Genomic DNA, 18,845 nt, shown 5'->3' with positions numbered 1-18,845 from the left:
CCCATGAATGAAATCGTCAGATCACTGGAAACGCCGGCCCTTTCCACCCTGGGTGGGATCGACTGCGACGTCCATCCCGCGCCTCCGCCAACGGCGGCACTGCTTGCGTATCTCGACGAATACTGGCGCGAGACCTTCGTCATGCGCGGCGTCGATCGGCTTAGCCTTGCCATGACCGCCTCGCCGCCGCGGGCACCGATCAATGCGAGGCCCGACTGGCGCGTGGAGGGCACCCCCGCCGGCGCGATGCTCGAGACCGTCCGCGCGCAGGCGCTGGACCCGTTCGGCACGCGCATCGCCATCTGCAACCCGCTGCACGGTGCGATGATCATGCACTCCGACGACATGGCCGCCGCCCTTTGCGGCGCGGTCAACGAGTGGCTCGCCCGCGAATGGCTCGATAAGGAGCCTCGCCTGCGCGGCTCGATCATGATCTCCGCCCAGAATACGGAGCTTGCGATAGCGGAGATCGAACGGCGCGCCGGCGACAGGCGCTTCGTCCAGGTGCTCATCCTCGCGCAGAATGACGAGCCGCTGGGCCGGCGACGCTACTGGCCGATCTATGAAGCCGCGGCGAGGCACGGCTTGCCGGTCTGCGTCCATGCCGGCGGCAGCGCGCGGCACGCGCCGACCGCGACCGGCTGGCCGAGCTACTTCGTCGAGGCCCATGTCGCGCAGGCCGCGATCTTCGAGAGCCAGCTTCTCAGCCTGGTTTCGGAAGGCGTCTTCGCCAAGATTCCGGATTTGAAAATCGTCTTCGCCGAAGCTGGCTTCACCTGGCTGCCCTCCTTCTTCTGGCGCGCGGACAAGACCTGGCGCGGCGTGCGGGCCGAGACCCCCTGGGTGAAGGAACCGCCGAGCGACATCGTCAAGAGACATGTGCGGTTCACGCTCCAGCCGGTCGAGGCGCCACCAGAGCCGGACGCGCTTGCTCGCACGCTCGACCACATCGCCTGCGACGATATCCTTTTGTTCTCGACCGATTATCCGCACTGGCACTTCGAAGGCACGGCCGCCCTCTCGGCGGCTTTCGGCGAGACGCTGGCGAAGAAGATCCTGATCGACAATCCCCTCGCCACCTATCCGCGGATTGCCGCGGATCTTTCCACGGAGGCCGCACGATGACGGAATCGACAGTGCTTTCGCCCGCGTCCGAAGCGGGAACCCGTTTCAACCTCATCGACTGCGACATTCACCCGACCATGAAGTCGCCCGCCGAGTTGCATCCCTTCCTGTCGAAGCGCTGGCGCGACCATGCGGCGACCTATGGCGGCCATATCCGCCAGGGGCTTGCCGAGACGCTCTCGCATCCGCGCATGGTGCCGGAAGTTTCGCGCGTCGATTCCTGGCCGCCCAATGGCGGTCCGCCCGGCTCGGACCTGCCATTCATGCGCGAGCAGCATCTCGACGGGCTCGGCATCGACATCGGCGTGCTGGTGCCGTTGCGCGGCAATGCCAGCGGCCAGCGCCATCCCGACTATGCGATCGCCCTCGCCACCGCGCTGAACGACTGGCAGGTCGACAAATTCCTCGAACCGGAACCGCGCCTGCGCGGCTCGATCATCGCCACCCAGGAAGATCCCGAAAGCGCGGTCGTCGAAATCGACAGGCGAGCAGAAGACAGGCGCTTCGTCCAGATATTGCTGCCCCCCCGATCGATAGAGCCGCTCGGCAAGCGGCGCTACCGGCCTATCCTCGAAGCCGCCGTGCGCCACCGCCTGCCGATCGCCATGCATGTCGGCGGCGTCGGGGGACATCCCGCGACCGGCGCCGGCTGGCCCTCCTACTACATAGAGGAGCATCACTCCCAGGTGCAGACGATGCAGGCGGTGATTGCCAGCCTGATCTTCGAGGGCGTGTTCGAAGATTTTCCCGATCTCAAGGTCTCCTTCGTAGAAGGCGGCTTCTCCTGGGTGCCGGCCTTCGGCTGGCGGATGGACAAGGCGTGGAAGACCATGCGCGACGAGGTTCCGCATGTCAGGCGTCCGCCATCCGAATATCTGCGCACGAACATCTGGTTCACGACCCAGCCGATGGAAGAGCCTAACCCGGCGCGCAACCTGATCGACACGCTGAAATGGATGGGAACGGACCGGCTGATGTTTTCGACCGACTACCCGCATTGGGATTTCGATGATCCCCGCTACGCCTTCAAGGTGCCGCTGACACCCGAGGAAAAGGCCGGAATCTTCGCCGGAAACGCTGCAAACTTTTATGGATTGAGCTGAACATGGGTCGTCACGTGGTAGCGAGGGTCGACGAAGTCGACATCGGCAAATCCAAGCTGGTGAAGGTCGCAGGCCGCGACATCGCGCTCTTCAACGTCAAGGGCGAGTTCTTCGCCATCGCCAATCGCTGTCCGCATGAAGGCGCGGATCTGTGCAAGGGCCAGCTCGTCGGGCTCGCCGAATCCGACGAGCCCGGCCAGTACCGGATGACGCGGCACGGCGAACTCGTCCGCTGCCCATGGCACGGCTGGGAATTCGACATCCGCACCGGCAAGTCCTGGTGCGATCCGGCCCGCACGCGCGTCAAGAGCTTCGACGTGTCCGTCGCCAATGGCGGCACCGTCGTGGAGGGTCCGTACCAGGCCGAAATCTTTCAGGTCTCGATCGACGAGGATTACGTGGTCGTGGAGATTTGAACTTGGCTCAAGCGAACATAATCGGGAGGAAAATAATGTCGCTTATCGGAAAACTGGCCGCATTCGTGCTTTGCACGATGCTGGCCTCGCCTGCGCTTGCGCAGGATGCTGAATGGGAAAAGGTGGTTGAGGCCGCCAAGAAGGAAGGCACCGTCACCGTCTACAATTCGCAACTCGGCGCGCCGAATTTCGTCGCCGTGGTCGAATCCTTCCAGAAGAAATACGGCATCAAGGTCGAGTCGCTCGACGTGCGCGCCAGCGAACTCACCGAGCGTCTTCGTTCCGAACAGGCGGCCGGACGCTACATCGCCGATATCCAGATGCATTCGGCCAATTCGATCGAGACCGGCATGCAGCAAGGGATCGAAGTTCAGGAACATGGCGGCATCCCCAACGCAGCCAATCTCCGCGAGGAGATGAAGAAGGAGATGACGGACAAGCACATTCCCGGTTTTCTCCAGGCCTACGGCATCCTCGTCAACACCAGCCTCGTGAAGCCCGAGGACGAGCCGAAGGGCTGGCAGGACCTCGCCGATCCGAAATGGCAGGGCAAGATCCTTTCCGACGACATGCGCCCGCTCGGTTCCGGCGGAACGATGTTCGTCGTGTTGCACAAGACCTTCGGCCGCGAGTTCAGCGACAAGCTCGCCGCGCAGAAGCCGGTCTTCAGCCGCGACCTGCGTAACGACGCCCGCCGCGTGGCCCGGGGCGAATATCCTCTCTACATTCCGCAGATGTTCGCCTTTGCCAACGATCTCCAGGGCCTGCCGATCAAGGTGGTGATTCCGGAGGAAGGCGTGCCCTACGTCTCCATCCATTTCGCGATCATGAAGAACGCGCCGCATCCGAACGCCGCGCGCCTGTTCATCAACCACTTCCTCGATGTCGAGCAGCAGGAGACCTACGCAAAGGCGTGGATGGTCCCGGTGGTCGAAGGCGTCGCGGACAGGCTCGATGAGCAGTCGCGTGCATTCGCCACCGCCAAGCTTCTCGGCACGCGGGAGCTCGACGAATACGGGCCGATGATGGATCTTGCGAAGGAAATCTATCCCTGAGGATAGCGCCTCCCAAGGCGGAAGGGCCCGGCGGAAACGCCGGGCCCTTCAAAAATGCGCTTGCGCGGTGAAGCGGTCGAACGGGTTTCACTCAGCCTTCGCGTTCGGGTCGCGGACCTTCTCGTAGGTGGCGAATTCGACATTGTAGAGCTCGCCGTCCACTTCCTTGACCTCGCGGATATAGATGTCCTGGACCACGTCGCGGGTCGCAGGGTCGATCGACATCGGCCCGCGCGGGCTGACCCACTCCATGCCCTTCATCGCCTCGACCAGCTTGGTGCCGTCGGTGTCGCCGCCGGTGGCCTCGAGCGCCGCATAGGCCAGGTGCATGGCATCGTAGCCGCCCACCGACATGAAGTTCGGCCGCATGTTGTTGTTGGCCTTGCGCACCTCCTCTACGAAGGCCTTGTTTTCCGGACTGTCATGGTTGGCGGAATAGAAATGCCCGGTGATCACGCCGAGCGCCGGCTGGCCGATGCCGTTCAAGAGGTCGTCGTCGGTAACGTCGCCGGTCGCGATCAGCTTGATGCCCGCTTCGGCAAGTCCACGATCGGCAAACTGCTTCATGAACAGCGAGCCGACGCCCGAGGGCACGAAGACGAAGATCGCGTCGGGCTTGGCGTCGCGCACACGCTGAAGGAAAGGCGCGAAATCGGGGTTCTGCAGCGGGACCCGGATCGCCTCCACGATTTCACCCCCCTCCGCCAGGAACTGGTCGGTGAAGCCTTTCTCGATGTCGATGCCGGGCCCGTAATCCGTTACCAGGGTCACGACACGCTTGAGGCCGTTCTCCACCGCCCAGGTCGCCACCGGAACGGCCGATTGCGGACCCGCCATGCTGGCACGCACGAAATAGTCCGACTGCTGCATGATCGACGAGGTGGTGGCCGAGGTGATCAGCGCGGGAATCTTGGCCTGATTGAGGACCGGCGCGACCGAGATCGCGAGCGGTGTGAGGCCGAAGCCCGCGAACATCCGTACCCCGTCATTGACGACGAGCTCCTGCGCGATGCGGCGGGTCTGATCGGCAACGCCGGCGTCGTCGCGCAGGACGAGCTCGATCTTCTTGCCGGCGACCTCGTCGCCATGAAGCGCGATATAGGCGCGCGCGCCCGCCTCCACCTGGCGACCGGTCGAGGCGAAAGGCCCGGTCATCGGCAGGATCAGGCCGATCTTGACCGCCTCCTGCGCGTAGGCGGGGACAGCCGCCAGCGTCGACAATATCGTGCCGGCCATGAACAATCTTCTGGTAATCATGTATACTCCTCCCTTGTTGCGTAAGCTGAATTCGGATTTAAGGAGCCTTGCCGAAACAGGTGATCTTATTGATTTCTCCGGCTTGTACGTCCCCTGAAATGCAACTTTCACCGATGCTAATGTATGCACGCATGCTGCCTGCTCACAAGCAGAACTCATTTCCTCCTTTGCTGATACTTCAAGCGGAATGACGTTCGTTTCCGGCAGACCTTCCGGCGCGACGCCAACCGTTCGAGACGGCGCCTCAGCGGGCGCCGCCTCCTCGGCCGAGCGTCAGTCCTTCCTGGTGCGCCAGCTGTCGGCGTAGTTCTCGCGAGCCTCGCGCGCATAAGGTGTCGGCGAGACACGCACACGAATCTCTGCCTGCCTGTGCGGCTCGATCGAGGTTTTGCCGGAGCCGCCGTCGGGCTCACCCCAGACCAGCGTCAGCACGTCACCTTCTTTGATATCCGGGTCGACCACGCCCAGCGACAGCATGCAGCGCTCGTTGAAGCTGTAGCCGTTGAACATCGACATGCCGACCACCTTGCCATTCTTCATTACCCTGTCGGCGCTCGACGAGGCATAGTTCGGCTGCGGAAAGTCGATCCATTTGTAGTTTTCCGCGCCCGGATCGAAGGCGGAGGCGATCACTTTCAGGACATCCTCGGCATTCCACTCGAAGGTCACCTTCTTGCGGTGTGGTTTTTCCTTCATCTTCTCCAGCGCGGCGCGCCCGACGAAGTCATGGTCGAACTTCACATAGATGCCGTAGCCGAGCTCGTAGGGGGTGACGTAGTAGTCCTCGATATTGCTCGAAACCAGGCTGCCGCCGATCGAGCCGGTCGCCTCGTAACCATCGGCGGGAAGCCAATCGCGATAGCCCTGCAGTTCCTCACCCGTATAGATGCCGGGCAGTGGAGAGGGTATCCAGCCGGATTCAAGCGTGTTGGTCGAATAGGCGCGGCTGCCGACCTGCCGAAGGTCGACTCCGATGTCCCGGGCCGCCTGGAGGATCGTGTCGCGCACCTCGTCCTTTTCGGCATAGGGTCCCCAGACTTCCAGGCCAGGAGCGCCCGCCATCCCGTGGCGCAGTGCCCGCACCTTCCTGCCGCCGACATTTATCCAGTCGACATGAAAGAACTTGATGTCGGGGATCGGGCCGCCATTGATCTTCTCGAATATCTTCGGAGCATCCGGCCCCTGGATCTGGAAGCGGTAATGAATGCGCTCGACCTTCCTGCCGTCGGGTCGCGACGGAGAGCGTGGATCGCGGGTGAGCTTCACGTCGTGCTTGCCGAGCGAAGCATTGTATTCGAGCCAGTTTGCGGTCGGCGCGCGACCGACCAACACGAATTTGTCCTCGCGCTCGCGGAAGATGATCATGTCGCCGATGACATGGCCCACGGGCGTCACCGGAACATAATGCTTCGCGCGGTTCGTCCCGAAATTGGCGAAGCTGTTGATCGCCAGGCCTTCGAGGAACCTCGCCGCGTCCGGGCCTTCGACGATCAGCTCGTCCATATGGTGCGACTGGTCGAACAGCACCGCGGAATCGCGCCAGGCAGTCTGCTCGGAGCGCCAGTTGTCGAACTCCGCCGCGACGACCGGGTATACATACATACCGATCTTGGAATTGCGGAGCAGACCGACAATGTCGCCGCTTTCCTTCAAAACCTGGCTCAGGCTCGATTTAGCCATTCGAACTCCTCCCTTGAAATCGCCTATCGATGTATACATCGAATGCCATAGCAAGCGGGAATGCAAGCTCAATTTCGGCTGGCGCGGAAGAATTTGGAAAACGCGGAGAATCGGCCGCACGACTGAGAAAAACCGGTCCGACCTCGGTTCAGGCCTGCACCAGCGCCAGCTCCTTGATATGCGCGATCGAGGCGGGATCCTGGGTGAAAATGTATTCAAGATTGCGTCTTGCCGCGCGGGCGTGCTCGCGGGCGATCGCCTCTGCCCGGCTGCCCTCGCGCGCCTCGATCGCGTCGATCAGCGCCTTGTGCTGGTCCTGTGCGGTGCGCAGTGAGCGGCGGAACGCCTCCAGGTCTGCCCTGTGAGGAAGGAAAGCCGACGGCGAGGCGAAGGGAAGCGCGCTGGCCCGCTCCACCTCGCGCCTGATGATCTCGCTTCCCGACAGGCCGGCAAGTTCGTGATGGAAGCGCGCGTTGAGATCGGAATAGGCATCGAAATCGACCTCGTCGGGCAGGTCGCCGAAACAGGCGTCGAGCCGTAAGGCGGTTTGCCTGATCTGTTCCAGCGCCTGAGGAGGAACGCCGCGCTCGGCCGCGAGCCGGGCGGCCGTTCCTTCCAGCACGCCGCGCAGCTCGATGGAATCGATGACGTCGGCGAAGCCGAAACGCCTCACGACGAAGCCGCCATTGGGCAGGCGATCGAGCAGCCCTTCCTCGGCGAGGCGGGACATCGCCTCGCGGATCGGCGTGCGGGAAATATTCAAGGCCTCCGCCAGCGCCACCTCGAACAGCCGCGCACCGCCCTGCAGCTCGCCGCTCAATATCTTCTCGCGCAATTCGACGACCGCGCGTCGTCCATGGGTTGCGGCTTCGCTCTCTCTCATCGGCGTTCCCCTTCCTGCCAAACCACGTCCGGCACCGTTCTCGAACGGCACACGGGTCTCTCAGCGGGTACAGCCTTGCGACATGGGCCGCAACTTTCCAATGCCGCGTGCATCGTCGCGGCATGCCGGCAAGGGCGCCGCCATCACCGGCATGCAGATGCCATGGACAGCTTCAGCCGGATTTCAGTCGAAGCTCGAGCGCTCTGGCGACGACCTCATCGAGGTTCGCCTGCGAACCGACGCCGCAGGCTCCCATGCGCTCCTGGATCTCGGCGATCTCTATCGCCACGCCGCCACGCAGGCCAAGGGCATCGAGCGTCGCGGCGCTTTCGCGCATTTCGGCGGCACGGCGGCGGCCATGCCGCGTCGTCCGCTCGAACTGGTAGTCGGCGAATCGCGACCATTCGAGGCCCGGAAAGGAAGCCGAGAGGGAGGCAAGGATTTCGTCGTAACAGCCCGACGCCCGTGCCGCGAGCAGCGTCTCGACGGTGATCGCCTCCAGCCCCTTGACGAAAAGAGAGCGCACCATCTTGATCGCGGTCGCCGCGCCGGCGGATGAACCGGCGACCTTTGCGGAGAAGCCGAGCTTCCGCAATTCCGGCAGCAGGTGCTGCGCTATCGCTCCGGCGAGCAGCACCGGGGTTGCGTGCTTGCGGGGATGGACGGGCGCCATCACCGCCATGTCGAGATAGTCCGCGCCCGCCGCTTCCACCGCGGCCGCCGTCTGCCGCTTGCGCTCGGGCGAGACGGAATTGATGTCGACGACGACCTGCCCCTGGCGAAGATGCGGTATGAGCGGCTCGATTGCCGCGAGGCTTTGGTCCGCCGTCACCGCGCTGAATATCCAGTCCGCCGCGACGAGACCCTCGGACGTTTCGGAAATTTCGGCGCCACGCGCCCGCATCGCCTGCCGCATCGACTCATCGCCGCGCGAGAGCAGGATGTCGTAGGCGATGAACTCCAGCCCCTGCCCGCTCAAGCCTTCGTGAAAGGCGCGGGCCGCCTCGCCATATCCGAGAAATCCGATCTTCATCGTCTGCCTCCGTTCAGCGGGGGAGGAATTCGGCAATCCCTGCCGCCTATCCGAACACATATCCGTCGAACAATTTTCGGGCCGTGCGCAGCACGGCGGCATCGGTAACGACACCGTCGCGTACGGTCGCGATCACACTCATCTCCCCGGTGGGATGCTCGACCGAGATCAGCTTTTCATCGCCGGAAGGAACAACGGCCAATTCCGCCGCCGGCCCCCGTGACAGCAAACAGGCTGTCGCGACGCTGACCGCGCCCAGCACCCCGATCGCGTCGTGGCAGCGATGCGGAATGAAGGTGCGCGTGGATATGGCCCCTCCCGCGCGGGCGGCGGAAACCATCGTCATCTTCGGCACCGATTTCCTTGCCACGTCGCCGAGATTCATCATCGACCCGGCTTTCAGGCGGATCGCCTCAAGCCTGGCGCGCAAGTCGGAATTGGCCTCCAACGCCTCCGGCGTTTCCGTGCCCTCGATGCCGAGATCGGCCGCGCGCATGACCACGCAGGGCATGCCATTGTCGATCAAAGTGCATTCCACGCCTTCGATCGTCTCGACAGCATTGCCGGTCGGCAACAGGGCGCCACAGCTCGATCCGGCCGTATCCGCGAAGGTGATCGGCACGGGAGCCGCGGCTCCGGGCACGCCATCTATCCGCGCATCGCCCGCATAGCTCACCCGACGGCCGGGCGTCTCGACGCGGGCGGTGGCGACCTGGCCGGTGTTTTCCATGAAGATGCGAACTTCAGTCCGGCCGTCGACGGCCTCCACCAGCCCCCGTTCGATGGCGAACGGGCCGACGCCGGCGAGGATGTTGCCGCAGTTCTGTCCGTCGCTGACGATCGGCTCGTCGACGAAGACCTGCAGGAAGAGATAGTCGACGTCGGCGCCTGGCCTTTGCGACTTGCCCACCACCGCGACTTTCGAAGTCAGCGGGTCGGCTCCGCCCATGCCATCGATCTGGCGCGCGTCGGGCGAGCCCATCATGCGCAGCAGGAAAGCATCGCGCGCCGCGCCGTCCTCAGGCAGGTCCTCGGCGAGGAAATACCCGCCCTTGGACGTGCCGCCGCGCATCCACATGCAGCGGATGCCGTCACGCATATTTCAGACCCTTCTCGGCGAGGCGTTCGCGCATCTTGTAGATGTCCAGGCCCAATTCCCCGGCGGCGAGCCGCTTGCGCTTTTCGTCTTCAGCCGCCATGCGCCGTTCGGCCTTCGTCGCTGTCTCCTCGGCCTCCTCGCGCCGCACGACGCAGACGCCGTCGTCGTCCGCCACGATGACATCGCCCGGATGAACCAGCGCACCGGCACAGACGACCGGCACATTTACCGAGCCGAGCGTCTCCTTGACCGTGCCTTGCGCGAAGATCGCCTTCGCCCAGACCGGAAAGCCCATCGTCTTGAGATCGGCGACGTCGCGCACGCCAGCGTCGATCACCAGCCCCCGGCAGCCGCGCGCCATCGCAGAGGTCGCGAGCAGATCGCCGAAATAGCCGTCCTCGCAGGGGCTGGTCGGAGCGAGCAGGAGGATGTCGCCGGATTTCACCTGCTCGATGGCGACATGGAGCATCCAATTGTCTCCGGGTGGCGCGGAGATCGTCACCGCGCTCGCCGCCAGCCGCGCACCTTGATAGATCGGCCGCATATAACTGGCGAGCAACCCCTTACGCCCCTGGGCTTCATGCACGGTGGCGACGCCGCAGGCCGCCAGGCGGTCGATGACCGCCTGATCCGCGCGCTCGATGTTCTGAACGACGACGCCCATCACAGCTCATCCACGGTTCGCGGGAACACCGACTGGAAGCCTTCCGCGTGGGTCGATTTGCGACCGCCCGACTGGCCGCCCGAATTGCGCATGAAATGGTTACCGCGGTTCTCGGCGACGTTCCGGTAATAGTGCCAGAGGTGCTCTTGTCCTTCCATGCACTGGATGGCGGCCCATTTCCTTTCCCATACCGGCGAAATGTCGAGGAAGACATCCGGCTTCCATTCCATCTGCTCCGTCTGATGCGGCTCGAACAGATAGAGCTGCGGCGCGCCGAGCACCTTCTCGCCTGGATTGTGGCCCCAGGCCTGCGCGATCATGCGCGCCTCCAGCGCCACCTGCGTCGCATACATGTGATCGGTGTTGTAGGGATCCCATTTGGAGTGCGAGAGCATGAAGGCCGGCTGCACCTTCCGGATCACGTCGACCAGCCGGTATTTCGCCTCGCGGTCGACCTCGAGCGGATAGTCGCCGAGATCGAAGAACTGGATGTCGTGAACGCCGAGCGCCCTGGCCGCGTTTTCCGCTTCGATCCGGCGGGCGGCCTTCACCTTCTCAAGCGTCATCCCCTCGTTCTTCCACAGCTTGGCGCTTTCACCGCGCTCGCCGTAGGAGAGGCAGACCACGGTCACGTCATACCCCTTGTCGGCATGCAGCGCGATCGCTCCGCCGCAGCGCCAGACGAAATCCGCCGAATGCGCGCTGATCACCAATGCCGTTTTTGTCATGACCTACTCCTTCTTGCCCGCCGGCGGCGTGCCGTGTGTGTGAAATGTCTCGATCGTCTTGAGGCCCCAGGCCTGGCCCTTCCTGCGTTCGGCTTCGGTCCACGTTACCGTGGGCCAGTCGGGCCTGAGGATCAGCCGCGCACCCGCATTGGCAAGCTCCACCCGGTTTCCGGCAGGCTCCCAGACATAGAGGAAGAAGGTGCCCTGGATCGCGTGCTTGTGCGGGCCGGTTTCGATGTGAACGCCATTCTCGAGGAAGATGTCGGCCGCGCGCAGAATGTCCTCGCGCTGGTCCACAGCGTAGGTCACGTGATGGAACCGTCCCCTGGCGCCGGTGTGATCCTCGGAATAGGCGATGTCGTAGCTCTTGTTGTTGACGGTGAACCAGCAGCCGCCCAGTCGCCCGTTGTCGAGCCGTATCTGCTCGGTCACGCGGCTGCCCAGGGCCTTGGTCATGAAATCCCGGATCGCCGAAACGTCGGCCGCCAGAAGGTTCAAATGGTCGAGGCGTCGCGGGCAGGCGCCCCGGCCGTGATAGCGTTGCGCCATGTTCTTCAGCGCGGGTCGCTCCCCTTCCGGCGCCTCATAGACGCGCGTGTCGTAGTAAAGCTCGAAGATATGCCCGTCGGGATCGGTGAAGCGATAGGCGCGGCCATGGCCGGCGTCGCCGTCGACCCAGCCGATGCCGCAGCCCATCTCCTCGATCACCTTCACCCGCCGTTCGAGCGCCTCCGGCGAGGCCGTCCGGTAACCGACGTGACCGACGCCGGTCGTATGGTGCCGGGTGAGCTTGAGCGTGTGGAATTCGTAGTCGTCGAAAGCGCGAAGATAGGCGGTGCCGTCCTCGACCAGGCTCGCGGTAAGCCCGTAGACGCGGGTGAAGAAATCGAGGCTCTCATCGAAGCGGTCCGTATAGAGCTCGACATGCCCGAGATGGGCGACGTCATGGCAAGGTTCCGTCATTGCACGGCGCTCCGCTCGCAAAATTGCAGCCTGATCATGATCTTCTCCTCCCGGTCGACCTTTTCGCCTCGTCCGAGATTAGGCACCTTTCCCTTGTGCCGGCAATTTCGTTCTGCTGCGGAATCATAAGCTGGACTTACAGCTAAGATTTCACATCCCTCTATTCACGTTTTTCCGATCGCGGAAAACGGCTGCAAATAACGTTCACAACCTATCCGCTCTCCCCTGCAAAGCATAAGGTGGACACTGGAAGACGAAACAGCGGCCGGATTGCAGCGTCGGCGGAATGCGGATCACGGAGAAAGCGATGGATATCGGCGAACCTTCCCGAGCGGAGACGATCAGGTCCGAAACAGACGCGTTCGCGGACAGCCGCACGTCGATGCCACCCAATCTGCGTCATATCCGGCTGCTCATCGCCTGCGCCGACAAGGGTTCACTCACGGCGGCGGCGGCCTCGCTGGGGGTCACCCAGCCTGCCGCCTCGCAGGCGCTGAAGCGGCTGGAGAGCCAATTCGGCACGGTGCTCATCGAGCGCGACGGAATGCGGCTGACTGCCGCCGGCGACATCGTGGTGCGACGCTCTCGCCGGCTCTGCGACTTCATCCGTCGAGCCTGCGGCCAAGGTCTGAAGTCGGAGCTGCCGCGCATCGAGGCGCGCCTGACCTGGTCCCATCTGCGCGCCGTATCGACCTTCGCCGAAAACGGCAGCTTCAGCGCCGCGGCGCGGATGCTGGGCCAGTCGGAGCCGGCGGTACAGGGCGCGGCGCGGCAGGCGGAGGCCATCATGGGCATGCCGCTCTTCGACGGCGCGGGCCGGGCGATAAGCCTCAATTCGAGAGGCCTGTGGGCGGCACGCTGGTTTGGCCTGGCGCTGGCCGAATTCGGCAATGGGATGGACGAGATCGCGGAAGCGCGCGGCGAATATGCCGGACGGGTTTCCATCGGCACGTTGCCGCTCACCCGCACCTTCCTGGTTCCGGACGTGGTCGCCACGCTGGCGCGACGGCATCCGCAGGCACGTTTCGAGGTCACGGAAGGCAGCTACGAGGCCCTGCTGGCGGATCTCGAACGTGGCCGCATCGACATCCTCGTCGGCGCCATGCGTGCCGATCTCCCGTCGAAGACGCTGCAACAGGAGCGGCTTTTCGATTTCGAGCTGCGCGTCGTCGGCAGGGCGGATCATCCGCTGGTGACGAACGACGGGATCACCACTTCCGATCTCGCGAAATTTCCATGGATCGTCGCGCGGCGCGGCACGCCTTCGCGCGAAACGTTCCGAACCATGGCTGCGTCGTTCCAGAGCCCGGCCCTGGAAAGCGTGGAAACCGGCTCGTTGAACGTGATCCGCGGCATATTGCTGAAATCGGACCACCTGGCGCTGCTTTCCCTGCACCAGATCCGCTACGAGATGGAGGCAGGCTTTCTCGCCGTCCTCGATCACGAGCTTCCGCACTCGCGCCGGTCGGTCGGAGCGACGCTACGGCGCCATTGGCTGCCAACGGCGCTGCAGTCGGAGTTCCTGGATGTCTTGCGCGAAATTTCCAGGGATCTGTCCTAGTCGACCGAAGGCGCCAATTCGTTCGCCGCGTGGCCGGCGGCGGGACAGTTCGATTTCGCCGCGAGCATCGGCGCAAAAAGCACAATACGCCGCGCGACCCTCCTAGACTTCACTCGAGATTTTCATGCTTTGGAGGCACGACGTGAAGATAGCCAAACTCGTCTGTTCGGTCGGAATTTCCGGTTTTCTCTACAAGGATCTGGCGGCGATCAAGGCCGGTGCGGAGCCGGACGGCCTGCTCCTCTACAAGGGTGATCCCGTCACTCCAGGCTTCAAGCGCATCATTCAGCCGGGCAAGACCGTCTCGGTCATGCTCGTGCTGGAAGACGGCTCCGTCGGTTTCGGCGATTGCGCCGAGGTGATCCTCGTCGGTCTTGCCGGCCGCGACGGCATGTTCGTTCCCGAGGAGATGCTGCCGATACTCGAAGGGCCCATCGCCGAGCGGCTGGAGGGACGCGACATGAGCCGGTTCCGCGAACTGGCCGAGGAAATCGACAGCCTGGAAATCGACGGCAAGCGGCTTCACACGGCGGTGCGTTACGGCGTTACCCAGGCCTTGCTGGACGCAGCCGCCCATGCTAGCCGACTGACCATGGCCGAAATCGTCGCGCGCGAGTACGGCTCCACACTCCGCACCGAGCGGCTGCCGATTCTCGCCGGCGCCTTGCGCGCCGACTGGGCGCAGCACGACCGCATGATACTCAAGCGCGCCGACGTGCTGCCGCACACGCCGTTCCTCAGCGTGCGGGATCATGTCGGCTTCGAGGGCGAGAAGCTCGTCGCCTATATGGAGCGGCTAGCCGCGCGGCTGGAGGAAATCAAGGACCCCGACTACCATCCCCGTATCCACATCGACCTCTACGGCACGATGGGCGAGCTGTTCGACAACGACGCGGAAAAGATCGCGGAATATCTGGGCCGCCTCGAACGGATCATCGCGCCCTACGACCTGCTGGTGGAATCGCCGGTGGTCGCGTCTTCCCGCCAGGGACAGATCGACATCTATCGGGCCATCCGCAAGGCGATGGACGAGCGCGGCATCAAGGCCGGCCTCGTCATCGACGAATGGGCCAACACGCTCGACGACATCAAGGCCTTCAAGGCGGCCGGCGCAATCCAGAACGTCCAGATCAAGACGCCCGACATGGGCGGCGTCAACAACACGATCGAGGCGCTCATCTTCTGCCGTGAGAACGGCATCGGCGCATGCCTGGGCGGAACGTCGAACGAGACCGACCAGTCGGCCCGCGTCACCGCTCAGCTCGGCATCGCATGCGGAGCGGAGATGATCTCGACCAAGCCCGGCCAGGGCAGCGACGAGGGCTGGATGATCCTCGTCAACGAGATGGAGCGTGCGCTGGCGCTGATCCGCGCTCGCGCGGCGTAAGGCCTGGTCGAAGCGGTCATCCCTCGGCTCGAAGAGCGCAACGTCGCGGCGCTCAAGTAGCTTGCCGAGGAGACCGCCTCGAGTTTCGTGTCGGGCGGGCGCGAAAGCCAGATTCTCTCCCGTCGAAGCCGGGGCTCGCCGACGCCGCCACCCTGATGACCAAGCGCAACGAGACGGCGCGGATGCTGCACGGACCGGCCGTTGACGAACGGCCCCGCGGCTTCACAGGTCGCGGGCGATCATGCCGAGCCGGGTTCCCTTCTCGACCCGGCTCGAAGCCGGCCGGAAGATCAGGACGCCGTCGATGGGCGCCCTCGCCTCCGCCGGTTCGGCCTCAAGATCGTCGATGGGGTGCACATAGCCGAGAACCTGACCCTTCGCGACCGCCTGCCCGAGTTCCACCACCGGCTCGTATATGCCGTCGCGCCGTGACGCCACCACCCAGTCGAGATCGGCGGCCTGCAGTATGCGTGGCCCGTCGAATTCAGGCCAGACCGGCGTCTCCAATTCGCCCGGCAGCATGTTGAAATGCCTCAGCGCGTTGCGAAGACACACGCCGGCGACGTCGAGCGACCGGCGCGTCATCGTGCCGCCGCCGAACTCGCAGCAGACGAAGATTTTGCCCCGCCGCTCGACATAGGTGTCGAACATTCCCGGCTTGTCGCTCTCGTCGATAACGACGCCGAGCGGCGGCCGCATCGCTTCGATCAGCGTCATCGTCCGGCGGTGCTGATCGGCATCGGCGAGCGGGTGCATCATCGCCAGCGGCACCCAGTTGGTGAAGCTGCCGCCGGTATGCGCATCGACAACCGCGTCGACGATCGGCACCAGCCTCGTCGCCAGCCAATGAGCCAGGATTTCACTCGGTCGCCCCTCGGGATCGCCGGGAAAGCTCCGGTTGAGATCGAGCCTGTCGATCGGCGCGACGCGCTGGCCGGCGCGCATGGCGAGCTGGTTGAGCACGGGAACGATGATCAGCCGGCCGTTGACATGATCCAGCTCCAGCGAGCGCGCGATGCGCAACAAGGTGATCGGTCCGTCATATTCGTCGCCGTGAACCGCACCGGTCATCAGCACCGTCGGCCCCTCTCCCCGCGCGAACACGGCGATCGGGATTTCAACGGTTTCGCCGAGACCCGGCAAGGGAAGGACGATCTTGCCGAAGCGTTTGCCGGGAGCGTCGAGATCGATCGTGGAATGCACTGGAGACCAGGCAGGCAGCATTGGCGGTTCCTCGGGATTGGAAAAGAGGGACGCCGATAGGGCGCCCCCGGACACTACTTGACGAAGAGTTCCCGCGAGAGCTTGCTGAAGCTCTCTATGTTCCTGTCGGTGACACGGAAGGCCTCGCTGAGAACATAGCCCCAATCGTCGTACCACATGCCCGCCATGAGATGGAAAGTCATGTCCGGTTCGAGGACGGTCGTGTCGCCGGAACGCAGGCTCGCCGTCTTCTCAGTCCAGTCGATGCCCATCGCATAACCCACCCGCGACTTCTTCTCGAAGCCGTGCTTTCGAGTGGTCTTACGGTAGAGCGCCTCGACCTCCTCGCATGTCCAGCCGGCGCGGACATTGGCGAACACCGCCTCGAAAGCGTCGCGCGTCGCTTCGTGCAGCCTCGTCAGCTTGTCTTCCGGCTTGCCGAGAACGAGCGTGCGCGACAAACCCGCCACGTAGCGCTTGCGGAAGCCGCCGAGCTCGATATTGGTGACGCTGTTGTTCTCGTATCTGGCATCCGTCCACGACAGATGCGGCGCCGCGGAACGGGGGCTGCCGGTGGGCATCGCCGGCGTGACCGGACGATCGCCGCCGAATTCCGGCGTACCCCGCACCTGCGCGGCCATGATTTCCGCAGCCACGTCACACTCACGGACGCCGACCGCGATGTTGTCGTAGGCGGCCTGCATCGCGAGATCGGCAATAACGCCAGCCTGGGACATATAGGCCAGCTCCGCCGGCGATTTCTTCAGGCGCTGCCAGGTCACCAGATTGCCCACGTCGACGAAACGCGCATTCGGGACGGCTTGTTGGAGGCGCTGGTGGGTATTGGGCGTCAGCCAGTCGAGCTCGACGCCGAGACGCTTGCCGGCAATGCCCCACTGGCGGAAGAGGTCGCCGAAATAGTCGTAAGGATGCGCGCGCGGATGCGCGATGTAGTCTTCCGGATAACCGTGGATGTGCTTCGGCTGGATGAAGGCCGTATCGCCCGGCACGTCCATCTCGCGCAGGATCAGGCGCGGCTCCTCCTCCTGCGCGATCACCACCAGCGCCTGCGGCACGTAGGCGGAATGCCCGTCATAGCCTGTCAGGTAGAAGATGTTCGAGTGGTCGATGACGACGAGGGCGTCCAGTCCCTCGGCATTCATCCTGCGCTTGGTTTCCTGAAGGCGCTGCAGATATTCTTCACGCGCGAAGACGGGCATGGTGTAACTTCTCCGATTGATGTTTTTTGCTATTCGGCGCCGTAGCCGATCAGGGCCTTGAGCTCGGTGAATTCCTCCAGCCCGTACTTGCCGTTCTCGCGGCCGTTGCCGGACTGCTTGTAACCGCCGAACGGAGCCAGCCGGTCCATGTCGGGATAGTTGATGTGGACGCGTCCGGCACGAATGCGCCGCGCGACCGAGCGCGCATGATCGACGCTGCCCGACTGGACGTAGCCGGCGAGCCCGTAGATCGTGGAATTGGCGATCTCCACCGCCTCGTCCTCGTCGCGATAGGTCATGACGGAGAGGACCGGTCCGAAGATTTCCTCGCGGGCGATGCGCATATCGGACCGCACGCCGGCGAATATGGTCGGCTGCACATAGTGGCCCCGCTCCAGCCCCTCCGGCCGACCCAGGCCGCCGACGAGAAGTTCAGCGCCCTCCTCGATACCCGAGGCGATCATCTCCTGGATTTTCTCGTATTGAGCCTTGTTGACGACCGGTCCCATGTCGACATCGTCGCGCTGCGGCGAGCCGACGCGCACCTGGAGGGCGGTTGCCCTCGCGATCGCGCGGACTTCCGCAAGCCTTCCCTCCGGCACCAGCATGCGGGTGGGCGAACTGCACGCCTGACCCGAATTGCTGAAGCATGAGCGAACGCCTTTCGCCACCGCCGCCTCGAAATCGGCATCGTCGAGAAGGATGTTGGCTGACTTGCCGCCGAGCTCCTGCGCGACCCGCTTGACGGTGTCGGCGGCCGCCTTGGCGATCGCGATGCCGGCGCGCGTGGAGCCGGTGAACGACACCATGTCGATGTCGGGATGCGCTGAAATGGCCGCTCCCACATTCGGGCCATCGCCATTGACCAGGTTGAACACGCCCCTGGGAACGCCCGCCTCCTCGAGCACCTCGGCGAAGAGAACGGCATTGAGCGGCGCCACCTCGCTCGGCTTCAGCACCATCGTGCAGCCGGCCGCCAATGCGGGCCCGACCTTCGTCACGATCTGGTTGATCGGGACGTTCCACGGCGTAATCAGGCCGCATACGCCAATCGGCTCGCGCACCACCATGGTGGTTCCGGCCAGATGCTCGAATTCATAGGATTCAAGCACTTCGATCAGCTTCTTGAGATGCGCCGGACCGAGAAAAGCCTGCGTTGCGCGGGCATCGCGGATCGGAGTCCCGACCTCGCGGCACATCACCTGCGCGAACTCCTCGAAGCGCCGCTCATAGATGACGAGGATACGCTTTATCAGCTCCAGCCGCTCGGCGGGAGTGGTCCGCGAATAGGACGGAAAGGCGCGGCGCGCGGCCGCCACGGCGCGATCGACATCGGCCGCCGAGCCGGCGCTGATCGTCGCGAAGGCTTCCTCGATCGCGGGATCGACGACGTCGATGGTCGCCGGCACCGCGGGATCGACCCACTCGCCGTCGATGAAGAACTTCAGGGCATTTTTCATCTGGATGC

Annotated in this window: 17 protein-coding genes; 6 read left to right on the top strand and 11 right to left on the bottom strand. The window is 64.0% G+C overall.

Features of this window, described 5'->3' with window-relative positions; translation table 11 throughout:
- Positions 1-3: 3 nt before the first annotated feature.
- The 4 genes from XW59_RS21980 to XW59_RS21965 are packed head-to-tail and all read left to right on the top strand — an operon-like array spanning position 4 to position 3,699.
- Positions 4-1,125: an amidohydrolase family protein gene (locus XW59_RS21980; RefSeq protein WP_047148005.1), complete on the top strand. Its 1,122-nt coding sequence runs from the start codon at positions 4-6 to the stop codon at positions 1,123-1,125.
- On the top strand, positions 1,122-2,228 hold the full coding sequence (locus XW59_RS21975) for an amidohydrolase family protein (protein WP_047148006.1): 1,107 nt from the start codon (positions 1,122-1,124) through the stop codon (positions 2,226-2,228). Before XW59_RS21980 ends, XW59_RS21975 begins: the two co-directional genes overlap by 4 nt.
- A 2-nt stretch (positions 2,229-2,230) precedes the next feature.
- Complete coding sequence (locus XW59_RS21970) at positions 2,231-2,644, top strand: Rieske (2Fe-2S) protein (protein WP_047148007.1); 414 nt, start codon at positions 2,231-2,233, stop codon at positions 2,642-2,644.
- 35 nt (positions 2,645-2,679) lie between these two features.
- Positions 2,680-3,699 carry an extracellular solute-binding protein gene (locus XW59_RS21965; RefSeq protein WP_047148008.1) on the top strand — a complete coding sequence of 340 codons (1,020 nt, stop codon included), beginning with the start codon at positions 2,680-2,682 and terminating at the stop codon, positions 3,697-3,699.
- A gap of 87 nt (positions 3,700-3,786) precedes the next feature.
- On the opposite strand, the gene XW59_RS21960 is transcribed toward XW59_RS21965, so the two are convergent.
- The 8 genes from XW59_RS21960 to XW59_RS21925 all read right to left on the bottom strand — a co-directional run bounded on the left by XW59_RS21960 (position 3,787) and on the right by XW59_RS21925 (position 12,006).
- Positions 3,787-4,956 (bottom strand): ABC transporter substrate-binding protein, encoded by a 1,170-nt coding sequence (locus XW59_RS21960; RefSeq protein WP_047148009.1) that lies wholly within the window; start codon positions 4,954-4,956, stop codon positions 3,787-3,789.
- A 273-nt stretch (positions 4,957-5,229) separates the two neighbouring features.
- Positions 5,230-6,636, bottom strand: a complete 1,407-nt coding sequence (locus XW59_RS21955; RefSeq protein ID WP_047148010.1) for an aminomethyltransferase family protein — start codon at positions 6,634-6,636, stop codon at positions 5,230-5,232.
- 148 nt (positions 6,637-6,784) lie between these two features.
- Positions 6,785-7,519 (bottom strand): GntR family transcriptional regulator, encoded by a 735-nt coding sequence (locus XW59_RS21950; protein WP_047148011.1) that lies wholly within the window; start codon positions 7,517-7,519, stop codon positions 6,785-6,787.
- A 172-nt stretch (positions 7,520-7,691) separates the two neighbouring features.
- A complete protein-coding gene (locus XW59_RS21945) occupies positions 7,692-8,552 on the bottom strand; it encodes an NAD(P)-dependent oxidoreductase (RefSeq protein ID WP_047148012.1) in 861 nt (286 codons plus the stop codon).
- 46 nt (positions 8,553-8,598) lie between these two features.
- Entirely contained in the window at positions 8,599-9,651 is a 1,053-nt protein-coding gene (locus XW59_RS21940) for a 4-oxalomesaconate tautomerase (protein WP_136068445.1), read from the bottom strand.
- Positions 9,644-10,315, bottom strand: a complete 672-nt coding sequence (locus XW59_RS21935; protein WP_047148013.1) for a 4-carboxy-4-hydroxy-2-oxoadipate aldolase/oxaloacetate decarboxylase — start codon at positions 10,313-10,315, stop codon at positions 9,644-9,646. The genes XW59_RS21940 and XW59_RS21935 overlap by 8 nt, the downstream gene beginning before the upstream one ends.
- A complete protein-coding gene (locus tag XW59_RS21930; RefSeq protein ID WP_047148014.1) occupies positions 10,315-11,043 on the bottom strand; it encodes a PIG-L deacetylase family protein in 729 nt (242 codons plus the stop codon). Before XW59_RS21930 ends, XW59_RS21935 begins: the two co-directional genes overlap by 1 nt.
- Before the next feature lie 3 nt (positions 11,044-11,046).
- A complete protein-coding gene (locus XW59_RS21925) occupies positions 11,047-12,006 on the bottom strand; it encodes a VOC family protein (RefSeq protein ID WP_047148015.1) in 960 nt (319 codons plus the stop codon).
- Positions 12,007-12,313: 307 nt separating this feature from the next.
- On the opposite strand from XW59_RS21925, the gene XW59_RS21920 reads away from it, so the two are divergent.
- Together XW59_RS21920 and XW59_RS21915 are read left to right on the top strand one after the other, a co-directional pair.
- A complete protein-coding gene (locus XW59_RS21920) occupies positions 12,314-13,567 on the top strand; it encodes a LysR family transcriptional regulator (RefSeq protein WP_170990198.1) in 1,254 nt (417 codons plus the stop codon).
- A gap of 142 nt (positions 13,568-13,709) precedes the next feature.
- A complete protein-coding gene (locus XW59_RS21915; RefSeq protein WP_047148071.1) occupies positions 13,710-14,954 on the top strand; it encodes a methylaspartate ammonia-lyase in 1,245 nt (414 codons plus the stop codon).
- A 222-nt stretch (positions 14,955-15,176) separates the two neighbouring features.
- Here the strand turns inward: XW59_RS21915 and XW59_RS21910 are convergent, their stop codons facing one another.
- From XW59_RS21910 to XW59_RS21900, 3 genes are read right to left on the bottom strand one after another with little or no spacing between them, the layout of a single operon-like run.
- Positions 15,177-16,178 carry a succinylglutamate desuccinylase/aspartoacylase family protein gene (locus XW59_RS21910; RefSeq protein ID WP_047148016.1) on the bottom strand — a complete coding sequence of 334 codons (1,002 nt, stop codon included), beginning with the start codon at positions 16,176-16,178 and terminating at the stop codon, positions 15,177-15,179.
- Positions 16,179-16,231: 53 nt separating this feature from the next.
- Positions 16,232-17,377, bottom strand: a complete 1,146-nt coding sequence (locus tag XW59_RS21905; RefSeq protein ID WP_047148017.1) for a Xaa-Pro peptidase family protein — start codon at positions 17,375-17,377, stop codon at positions 16,232-16,234.
- A gap of 29 nt (positions 17,378-17,406) precedes the next feature.
- On the bottom strand, positions 17,407-18,837 hold the full coding sequence (locus tag XW59_RS21900) for an aldehyde dehydrogenase family protein (RefSeq protein ID WP_047148018.1): 1,431 nt from the start codon (positions 18,835-18,837) through the stop codon (positions 17,407-17,409).
- Positions 18,838-18,845 lie beyond the last annotated feature (8 nt).

Source organism: Aquamicrobium sp. LC103, assembly GCF_001014615.2.
Classification (GTDB): domain Bacteria; phylum Pseudomonadota; class Alphaproteobacteria; order Rhizobiales; family Rhizobiaceae; genus LBCQ02.
The sequence above is the reverse complement of the archived record's forward strand: the minus strand, read 5'-3'. Positions and strand labels throughout refer to the sequence as shown.